8 protein-coding genes are annotated in these 6,662 nt (G+C 71.9%); 1 reads left to right on the plus strand and 7 read right to left on the minus strand.

Annotated elements, in window-relative coordinates; translation table 11 throughout:
• From VFW24_05275 to VFW24_05300, 6 genes are all read right to left on the minus strand, one after another.
• Positions 1-211, minus strand: a 211-nt coding sequence (locus tag VFW24_05275) for a DUF3817 domain-containing protein (protein ID HEX5266163.1), incomplete at its 3' end; no start/stop codon positions are given.
• A complete protein-coding gene (locus tag VFW24_05280) occupies positions 208-573 on the minus strand; it encodes a hypothetical protein (GenBank protein HEX5266164.1) in 366 nt (121 codons plus the stop codon). The genes VFW24_05280 and VFW24_05275, both read right to left, overlap by 4 nt.
• 9 nt (positions 574-582) lie before the next feature.
• Complete coding sequence (locus VFW24_05285; GenBank protein HEX5266165.1) at positions 583-1,086, minus strand: SRPBCC family protein; 504 nt, start codon at positions 1,084-1,086, stop codon at positions 583-585.
• A gap of 22 nt (positions 1,087-1,108) precedes the next feature.
• On the minus strand, positions 1,109-1,570 hold the full coding sequence (locus tag VFW24_05290; protein HEX5266166.1) for a peroxiredoxin: 462 nt from the start codon (positions 1,568-1,570) through the stop codon (positions 1,109-1,111).
• Between the two features lie 11 nt (positions 1,571-1,581).
• On the minus strand, positions 1,582-2,139 hold the full coding sequence (def, locus tag VFW24_05295) for a peptide deformylase (GenBank protein ID HEX5266167.1): 558 nt from the start codon (positions 2,137-2,139) through the stop codon (positions 1,582-1,584).
• Between the two features lie 10 nt (positions 2,140-2,149).
• Positions 2,150-3,424: a hypothetical protein gene (locus VFW24_05300; protein ID HEX5266168.1), complete on the minus strand. Its 1,275-nt coding sequence runs from the start codon at positions 3,422-3,424 to the stop codon at positions 2,150-2,152.
• Positions 3,425-3,585: 161 nt separating this feature from the next.
• On the opposite strand from VFW24_05300, the gene VFW24_05305 reads away from it, so the two are divergent.
• Entirely contained in the window at positions 3,586-5,646 is a 2,061-nt protein-coding gene (locus VFW24_05305) for a hypothetical protein (protein ID HEX5266169.1), read from the plus strand.
• A 22-nt stretch (positions 5,647-5,668) separates the two neighbouring features.
• Here the strand turns inward: VFW24_05305 and VFW24_05310 are convergent, their stop codons facing one another.
• Entirely contained in the window at positions 5,669-6,457 is a 789-nt protein-coding gene (locus VFW24_05310) for a nucleoside phosphorylase (GenBank protein ID HEX5266170.1), read from the minus strand.
• Positions 6,458-6,662: the final 205 nt, after the last annotated feature.

A 6,662-nucleotide genomic window follows, 5' to 3' on the forward strand; every position in this document is an offset into this window, starting at 1 on the left:
TGGCCAGGTCGAGGGCGGCGGCCAGGTAGACGATGTACAGGAAGCCGTGGATGGGCCCGACCACCTCGACGACCGCCTTGGTGCCGGCGCCGAACTGCAGCGGGATGCCCACGAACACGAGGATGATCAGGCCGACGCCGACCGTGTAGGCCATGGCGCGGTAGCGCAGGAGGGCCCCCGGCAGGCCCCGCATCGTCGCGCCGTCCGTCACGAGCCACGCCAGCTCTTGCGCCGGCCCGAGGCGGCCAGCTGCTCGAGGTAGCGGTTGTAGGCGGCCACCTCCTCGTCCCCGCCGTCGTCCCAACGGGGAACCTCGGGCGGGGCGGCCTCCAGCGCCGCCCTGCGGGCCCGGGCCTGTTCCGGGTCGTCGTGCAGCAGCTGCCACCACAGGACCACCGCGAACCCGGCGAAGAACGGCCATTCGAACGTGTACGCCCACGACAGCGTGTTCCCGTCGAGGGCCCGGTGCAGCTGCCACCAGAACGCCGCCAGGCACCCGCCCGCCGCCACGACGACCCCGACGTGGCACCAAAGCGCCCGACCCGACAGCCACGTCCGGCTCCTCTGGCGCACGGCCAGAGGCTACCGGGGGTCGGTAGCGGCCCGGTCGGCGCGTGCCGCCCGCATCCGGCGAACGCCCTCGTTCACGGCGGCGGCGATCATCTTGTCGTTGTTGCCGGAGATGAAGTGGTGCACCCGCTTCTCGAGGAGGGCCCGGGCCAGGGGGTTGAAGGCGTGGTAGGTCTCGCGGAAGTGCACCCGGGTGCGCCCCCCGCCCAGGTCCTCCAGCTCGGTCCACCCCTCGGCACGCGACCACAGGGGCTTGCCGACGGCGTCGTACTTCCATGAGCGGGGCGGGTCCACCTTGGTCAGCCACTCCCACGACTCGGCCTTGCCGCCCGACAGGAGGTAGCGCGGGACGTGGAACCAGCAGTGGCGGACCAGTCCCTCACCGACGTCGTCCCCGGGATGGAGGATCTCGATGCCCATGCCGTCGGGGCCCCGGAACGAGCGCCGGGACCAGAACACCCCCCAGACCTCGTCGGGGGTGCCGTCGATGTCCACGGAGTACCGGTGCTCCTGCACGCCCGCGCCCCCGACTCCGCGCCTAGTTCTGGACGCGGGCCCGCAATGCCGCCAGGGCCCGGTCGGCGTGGGCGTTCATGTTGATCTCGGACCTGACCACGTCGAGGATCTTCCGGTCCCGATCGATCACGAACGTGGCCCGCTTCACCGGCCCGAGCTTGAAGCCGGCGTCGACGCCGAACAGCCCGGCCACCTTCCGGTCGGGATCCGACAGGAGGGGATAGTCGAAGCTGTGCTTGTCGGAGAACTGCTTCTGCTTGTCGACCGCGTCGCGGCTGATCCCGACCCGGCTGGCCCCCACGGCCGAGAACTCGGCGCCGAGGTCCCGGAAGTGGCAGCTCTCCCGGGTGCATCCCGCCGTCATGGCGGCGGGGTAGAAGAACAGCACCACCGGCCCGCCCGCCACGAGCTCGCTCAGCTTCCTCGGCGTGCCGGACTGATCAGGCAGCTCGAAGTCGTCAACCACGTCACCAGGCCGGAGCATGGGCCGGGACGTTACATCGGACGGCTGTGCGGAGACTCCTTCACCCGGACGTCCTCCCCCTCGAGCAGCAGGAGCCGGATCTCCCGCATGGCCGCCCGCCGGCGCTCGGGGTCCAGGCGGTCGACGAACAGGATGCCGTCCAGGTGGTCGGTCTCGTGGGCCAGGCAGCGGGCCAGGCGCTCCGACCCCTCCACCCGCACCGGCTCCCCGTGGCAGTCGGAACCGGTGGCCACGATGCGCCAGGGCCGGTTGAGCCCGTAGGTGAGCCCGGGGATCGACAGGCACCCCTCCTCGTCCTCCACCTGCTCCGGGGACTGCTCGACCAGGACCGGGTTCACGATGTGGCCGACCCCGGCCTCACCGGGCGTGTCGGGGTCCATGACCCCGTACACGAACACGCGCAGGCCCACCCCGATCTGGGGGGCGGCCAGGCCGGCGCCGCCGGCGTCGACCAGGGTGTCGGAGAGGTCGGCCACCAGCCGCTCGAGCGACCTGTCGAAGTCGGTGACGGCCGTGGCCTTCTGGCGGAGCACCGGGTCCCCGAAGAGCCTGATCGATCGGACGGTCACGGCGGGGAATCTAGGCGAGGGCAGCGACGGCTCCGGCCGGCCGGCCGGCGCTCAACGCCAGCGCCGCCAGCACCACCACCACCACGTCTATGCCGACCCGGTACCGCGACTGGCCGAAGGTCACGGCGGCAGCCACGAGGGTGTCGACGACCACCGCGAGGAGGGGCCACCACGGAAGGCCGCGGCGGCGCAGGACGCCGACGCCGGGCACGGCGACGAGGACGGCGAGGTAGAAGCCGACCAGACCGAGCCAGGCCGGAAGCTCGGGCCGGGCCAGCGCCGAGGACTCCAGGTCCAGCTGTTGGGCGGGGTGGTACAGCCCGAGATCCCGGCCCAGACGGGCGGCGACGACGGCCGGCACCCGGGTCTCGTGGTCCTCGATGTAGCGGACGGCGGCCCGGCGGTCGACGGCGTCCTGGCCGGGGCCGTCCAGCCCAGGCGGCTGGTGGATGGCGGCGACACACGAGAACGACCAGTACCCGACGAGGGGCCCGTAGTAGGCCGGGTCACAGTTGGCGTAGGCGAGGGTGGCGCCGAGCTCGCTCGAGATGAGAACGGGCTCCCGGAAGCGGGCGAGGTTGAAGCCCACCCAGGGCCCGATGAGCACGACGCTGGCGCCGAGGGCGGCCAGGGCGCAGGTGAGCCGCCCCCGGCCCGGCCGGGCGCCGGTCCTCGCCGGCCAGGCGGCCCAGATCACGCCCAGGGGAACGAGGAGCACGAGCTCGGACCGGGTGAGGGCGGCCAGCGCCGTCGCCGCCCCCACGCCGGCGGCGCGTAGCGCCGTGGGCCGGCTGCGGAACCGGTACCACGCCAGCACCATCAGCCCGACGACGAGCGGGATCAGCGACTCCGACAGGAGCAGGCCGTCGTTGATCCAGAAGTCGGGGAACACCGCGGCGACGACGGCGGCCGTGACCCCGACGCGCGGTCCGGCCAGGGCGCCGGCGGCCGCCCCCAGCGCCACCGCCCCGGCGGCGCCAACCACGCAGGCCCAGATCAGCTGGCCCAGGTAGCCCTTGACCCCCACAGCGGCGGCGGTCGCCAGCACCAGGGTCCAGAGCGGGGGATGGTCGGCGGCGGGCAGGACCTGATGGGGCCCGAGCAGGTAGCTGGCCGGGTTGACGAACCACTTCCCCTGCACGAGCAGGTCGGCCTGGTAGTGGTAGTAGAAGGCGTCACCGGCGGCCTGGGCGTGCTGCTTGTAGGCGAACACGTAACCGAGCCGGATCGCCAGCCCCAGGGCCCCGGCCGCCCAAAGCCATCGCCGGGTCGCGATCCGGTCCACCCCGTACGTTCTCCCACGACCCTGAGATTCGGCTGAGTGCCGGCTCGGGCGCCGGCGGGGAGTTGGCGGGCAGCCGGCGGCGGGCGGCCCCGGCCCGGCCGTCACCGGCTCCCCTAGGGTGAGGCGATGCCTCACAAACCGCCTACTTCGGGCGCGCCCTGATGGCCACCGGCACCGTCGTCGACCGGGACCTCGACTCGACGCCCGAACCGGAGCGCCAGCCGGCCGAAGGCGGTTACCTCCCCGTCGGCAGCGCCCGCCGCCTGGTCGTCCTCAGCATGTTGATGCTGTTCGTCGAGCTGGCCCTGATCCGCTGGACCGTGGCCAACAACGTCCAGCTCGTCAACATCACCAACTTCGTGCTGCTGGCCAGCTTCCTGGGCATCGGCGTGGGCTTCCTGCTGGCCCGGTCGCGCCACGACCTGTTCCGGCTGGTGCCGGTCTCCCTGGTCGTGCTGGTCGGCTTCGTGCTCGGCTTCGAGGTCCGCCTGGTGGGGCTGGCCGGCCCGCACAAGTTCCAGAGCGTCGGCGGCCGGGCGCCCCTGCCCCAGTGGGTGAGCTTGCCGGTGATCTTCGTGCTGGTGGCGCTCGTGATGGCGGGCCTGGGCCAGGGCCTGGCGGTGACCTTCTCCCGGTTCCGGTCGCTCGACGCCTACCGCTGGGACATTCTCGGCAGCATCGGCGGCATCGTGGCCTTCTCGCTGCTGTCGCTGGTCGGGCTGCCTCCCGTGGCGTGGGCGGCGGTGGTGGCCGTGCTCCTGCTGGCCCTGCTGGGACGCCGGTGCCGCTGGTGGCAGGGGTTCGGCATAGCCGTCGTGTTCGCCGTTCTGGCGGTCGAGTCGTTCTCGACCTACGACCACTGGTCCCCGTACTACAAGATCACCGCCGTCCCGCCGGCGGGCACCACCGGCGTGCTGTCGGTGTCGGGGAACAACATCCCGTTCCAGACGCTGTACCCGATCTCGACCCTGCACCGCATCGAGTCGTTCTACTTCTTCCCCTACCGCCACCTGACCCGCGCCCAGCTGGGCAACGTCCTCGTCATCGGGGCCGGCACCGGCAACGACGTGGGAGTGGCGCTGTCGGAGGGCGCCCGCCACGTCGACGCGGTGGAGATCGACCCCCGGCTGGTGGCGCTGGGCAAGCACTACAACCCCGAGCACGCCTACCAGGACCCCCGGGTGACGCTCCACGTCAACGACGGCCGGGCGTTCGTCGAGAACACCGGCAACCACTACGACCTGATCATCTACGCCCTGCCCGACTCGCTCACCGCCCTGACCGGCCAGGCCGCGCCGGTCGGGCTGGAGAACTACCTGCTCACCTCCCAGGCGATCGACGCCGCCAAGTCGCTCGTGGTGCCGGGCGGCACGTTCGTGATGTACAACTACTACCAACCGTTCCTGCTGAACCGGTACGCCACCCAGCTGTCGGACGCCTTCGGCTCCCGTCCGTGCGTGGAGCTGGGCAACACGCTGAGCGGGCGCCAGCAGGCCGTGCTCACCGTGGCCAAGTCGGGGCGCACCCCCAACTGCGCGTCGCCATGGGACGGGCAGCGGGTCTCGCCGGTGTCGGACGACCGGCCCTTCCCGTACCTGCCCACGCCGTCGATACCGACCTTCTACCTGACGGTCCTCGGGCTGGTCCTGGCCGGATCGCTGCTCGTGGTCCGCGTGGCCGGCGGCCCGCTCCGTCGGATGTCGCCGTTCGTCGACCTGTTCCTCATGGGCGCCGCCTTCATGCTGCTCGAGACCAAGAACATCGTGCAGTTCGCCCTCTTGTTCGGGACGACGTGGTACGTGAACTCCCTCGTGTTCGCCGGCGTGCTGCTCAGCATCTACGCCGCCGTGGAGACGGCGCGCCACGTGCGGCTGCCCCGACCCTGGATCCTGTACGCGGTCCTCCTCGTCACGCTGGTGGTGGCCGGGGTGGTGCCCCAGGCCTCGCTCCTGGCGCTGCCGGCGGTATTCCGCTTCCTGGCCGCGACGGCGCTGGCCTTCGGGCCGGTGTTCATCGCCAACCTGGTGTTTGCCCAGCGCTTCCGCGACGTCGCCTCGTCGACCACCGCGTTCGGGGCCAACCTCCTCGGGGCCATCGTGGGCGGGGTGCTCGAGTACCTGTCGCTGGTGACCGGCTTCCGCCTGCTCCTCGTGGCGGTGGGGGCCCTCTACGGGCTGGCGTTCCTCTTCGGGCGCCGGCACCTGAGCCCGACGACGGCGTGACGCCAGCCGGGGGAGCGGTGGATCACGAGCCCCGAGCGCTAGCGCCGCCGAGCCTGGTGGCGGCCTCGACGGCGAGCCAGAACAGGTCTCTCCGGCTCGAGTGGGTGTTCCAGCCGCGATGGTCCCAGGCCTCACCACTCACGTCGTCGCCGGCGTAGAGGTACTGGCCGAAGCTCACCTGCCGGAAGCGGGCAACGGCCGCCAGGGCCGCCGTCTCCATCTCGACGGTGACACAGCCCTCCTCCTGCCTCCTGCTGATGCGGGACCTGGTCTCGCGGTAGGGGGCGTCGGTGGTCCACGTCTTGCCCACCTGGTACGGGACGTCGTGGCCGACCAGCACGGCCACGAGCTCGCCGACGACGGCGGCGTCCAGCTCCACCTCGCGGGAAGGCTCGAGGTAGTGGTACGAGGTGCCCTCGTCCCGGACCGCGGCGGAAGGCACCACCACGTGGCCGAGAGCGAGACCGGGGGTCACGGCGCCGGCCCCGCCGCACGCCACGAAATGGCTGCCGCCCGAGACGATGGCTCCCTCCAACATCCCGGCGGCCATGGGAGCGCCCACTCCCGGGTGCATCACGCCGACGACCCCATGATCCGTCTGCAGGGCGAACAGGGGATGTCTCCCGTGTTCCCACTCGAAGGCGGTGACCTCCTCGGCCCGCTCCTGGCCGCACACCTCCTCGATCACCTCCAGGAAGAAGCAGAGGACGACGCAAGGGGGCGCCCCCTTCCGGCCCTTCCGGGGCCGGGGCGAGATGAGGGCGGTGGGATCGGGATCGTGCTCCAGGATCGGGAATCGGGCCCGGGCCATCTCCACCGTCGTATCTTGGCCTCCGCCCCCGACCGAGCGAGTGCACCCATGGCTCCGCGACGACCCCCGCTAGGTGGTCCTCAGAGGTAGCTCGGCAGCGCCATGCTGTCGTCGGGCCCGCCCCGGTGCTGGTGGACCGACCACGGTCTCCACCGCCTCCACAGCCACAGGGTCAGGCCCAGGCCGGCGACACCCACGACCAGCA

Source organism: Acidimicrobiales bacterium (assembly GCA_036273495.1).
Lineage (GTDB): Bacteria > Actinomycetota > Acidimicrobiia > Acidimicrobiales > JAJPHE01 > DASSEU01.